Source organism: Pelovirga sp. C15f (assembly GCF_057178085.1).
On record NZ_JBXUCV010000019.1, the window covers coordinates 1 to 2,637 of the forward strand.

Genomic DNA, 2,637 nt, shown 5'->3' on the forward strand with positions numbered 1-2,637 from the left:
CAGCGACATCGGCGTTACGTGAGAGGTTTTCGGCCATGTCATCCAGAGCATTGGCGAGGGTACCGATTTCATCACCACGATTCATGTTCAGGCGCATGCTGAAATCACCCTTGGCGATCTCCTGGGCGAGGTTGATCCCTTGAACCACCGGTTTGACGATGGAGCGTGCCAGCAGGTAGACCAGCAGTGAACCAATAACGATAAATACCAGTGACAGGATAATGATCATGTTGCGCATGGCAGGAAGAAGGTGGAATACATCGTCCCTTTGAGCGCCCACGGCAATAGACCAGTCGGTTCCGCCGATCGGGTGATAACCAAATAATCTGTCTGTCCCCATAAAAGCGTATTCGTCAAAGCCGATCTCTCCACGCGTCATGCGTTGGAACATGGCGGCAAGGTTGGAAAACTCCGGCTTTGTTTTTGCTTCTTCAATAAAGTTGGTTTGATTGAGAACGAAGTCACGGTTGCTGTGGGCGATCAGCGTACCCTTGCCGTCGATGATATAGGAGTAACCGTTCTCACCGAAGCCGATCCCATCGGTCATTTCGCTCAGCCACTGCGCATCCAGGCGAGCCAGAAGAACGCCTGATATCTGTCCGCTATAGCTGTGGATCGGTGTGGCAATAATCATTGCCGGGGTGTTTGTGACTCTTGAAATGATAACATCCGAAATATTTGTTGTTCCCTGGATGGCTAACTTGAAGAAGCCTCTATCACTTACCTGGTTGGTACTGCCATCCGGGTACTTGAGGGCTCCATCAGGTGAAATAATGCCAATCCCCAGGTACCGCCCCAGATAGTCGGTTTGCTGAGTCATCAGATTCAGGGCAGCCTTCTGTCTGTCCCAGTCCATGCTTTTGATGTCGGGGTTTTCTGCCAGCACACTGACTGTTGCAAGATGCTGCTCCAGCACCTCTTGAATGATGTCGGACGCATGTTTAGCTACCTCGGGGATATGTATTGTTACCTGCTCCTGCAGTGCTGCCCTGGCCTGGTAATAAGAGACAGTTCCTATTCCTGTAGCAACAAATAACAATAGGAAGAGAATTCCTCCAATAAGTTTTTGACTCAGTTTCATGTTGTTGATGAGATTCACGACCTTTTCCTTTTTGATATGAAATGGGTTGGCATTGCCGCGTTTAGATAAAAGACCTTCTTTATGCAGCTTCGATTTCTTCCAGTTCTTCATCTTCGAGCAGGGCTTCGATATCCAGCAGGATCTTGACCTGCTGGCCGATCTTGCCCATGCCGGCGATATAATGTTTTCTTTTTTTCCCAGTCGCCGGTGGCGGCTCTATTTCGGTGGCAGGGATGGTGATGACTTCGCTGACCTTGTCGACCACCAGACCGACGGAATTATCGTTGACGTTGACCACCACAATGCAGGTGCGCTCGTCGTGGTCACGATGGGCCAGGCCGAAACGGCGGCGCACCTCGATGATAGGAATCACCTTGCCGCGCAGGTTCAGCACCCCGATGACATGATCGGGCAGATCAGGTACCGCGGTGATCGGTTGAATCCCGATAATCTCGATCACATGGCGGATCTCCAGGCCGTAGCCTTCGCTGGCCAGGTCGAAGGTCAGGTACATCCCTTCCATGGAGTCCTGATGATTGATGTCATTGGCGTATACATTTGGGTTCATTGGACATTCCCTTGGTTTGTTGAAGAGACACGGTATTCGTGCCTCAAGCTTTAAATCATTATAAAAGTTACGACATGTACGATCATTGCCGGAGGCGTACAAGCGTCCGTTTGTCAGTTAAATTGCATTGGCATGATCAGAGCAGGTTGTTGATTAATCTCAGCAGTGGAAATAACGAATAACCTTCGTAGTAGCTAGGTCTTCATCAGCAAATGAAGCAAAGTTTTTTTTTCTTCGGAGCGAAAAAGCAACTCATATGCAAAGAGCTTTAAATTGTTTGTATAGAATTGGTTGTCTTCCAATAAAACATCATTCATCGTATCTTCCCGGGAAATGAAGCCTCGAACATTTATAAAATTGAACTGTTTGACAAATATTTCGAAGACGTAAATAGGTTACTGAATTTGTAATCATTATGTTGGCATATAATAATAATTGTCAGATTGCTGTCAATGAAATTAACATTAATTTATGAAGTAGATGGGAAGGTCAACAGGATCACCTGCTCGGGGTCGGTGCCCGTCTCTATCAGGGACAACTCACCAACCTGCGGACACCCGGCGGTGGTTTTGCTCCGGTGCGGATCGTTTGATCTCATACGGTAACCACAGCGGCACTGAGACACTGAGAACAACACATAATATCTCAGGGTTCTTTCAGTGCCTCTGTGGCTTAACTTGATCTAAATTTTAATATTTCCCGAACTCATCATCATCCAGAGCGATGGCTTTTTTGGCAGCGCTCTTCTTTGGCGCCGGAGCCGGGGATTCTCCCCAAGCCGCTGTTTGACTTTTGACGTTTTTCTTCTGCGGTATCGCCCGTACGTTGGAGTGAGCGCTGCTGCCACCTTTAAGGGTAAAACGCATCAGCATCTCGCGCATCTGGGCGGCCTGGCCGGAAAGCTCTTCGGAGGCGGCGGCACTCTCTTCAGCACTGGCGGTATTCTGCTGGGTGACCTGGTCAATCTGGGTGATCCCCTGGTTGATCT

4 protein-coding genes are annotated in these 2,637 nt (G+C 48.8%); all 4 read right to left on the reverse strand.

All coding sequences use genetic code 11. The features are described from left to right. Nucleotides 1-1,099 (reverse strand): cache domain-containing protein (locus AC1931_RS15360; protein ID WP_483878152.1); only part of this gene is annotated, 1,099 nt, incomplete at its 3' end. Nucleotides 1,100-1,160: 61 nt separating this feature from the next. Then, nucleotides 1,161-1,649: a chemotaxis protein CheW gene (locus tag AC1931_RS15365; RefSeq protein WP_483878153.1), complete on the reverse strand. Its 489-nt coding sequence runs from the start codon at nucleotides 1,647-1,649 to the stop codon at nucleotides 1,161-1,163. Between the two features lie 469 nt (nucleotides 1,650-2,118). Next, complete coding sequence (locus tag AC1931_RS15370) at nucleotides 2,119-2,247, reverse strand: hypothetical protein (protein ID WP_483878154.1); 129 nt, start codon at nucleotides 2,245-2,247, stop codon at nucleotides 2,119-2,121. Nucleotides 2,248-2,338: 91 nt separating this feature from the next. Next, nucleotides 2,339-2,637: hypothetical protein (locus tag AC1931_RS15375; protein WP_483878155.1), on the reverse strand; the 299-nt coding region annotated here is incomplete at its 5' end.

What these genes read in the sequence shown, in the direction of transcription:
- AC1931_RS15365 (WP_483878153.1), bottom strand. Translation starts at nt 1,649, where the DNA reads ATGAACCCAAATGTATACGCCAATGACATCAATCATCAGGACTCCATG.
- AC1931_RS15370 (WP_483878154.1), bottom strand. Translation starts at nt 2,247, where the DNA reads ATGAGATCAAACGATCCGCACCGGAGCAAAACCACCGCCGGGTGTCCG.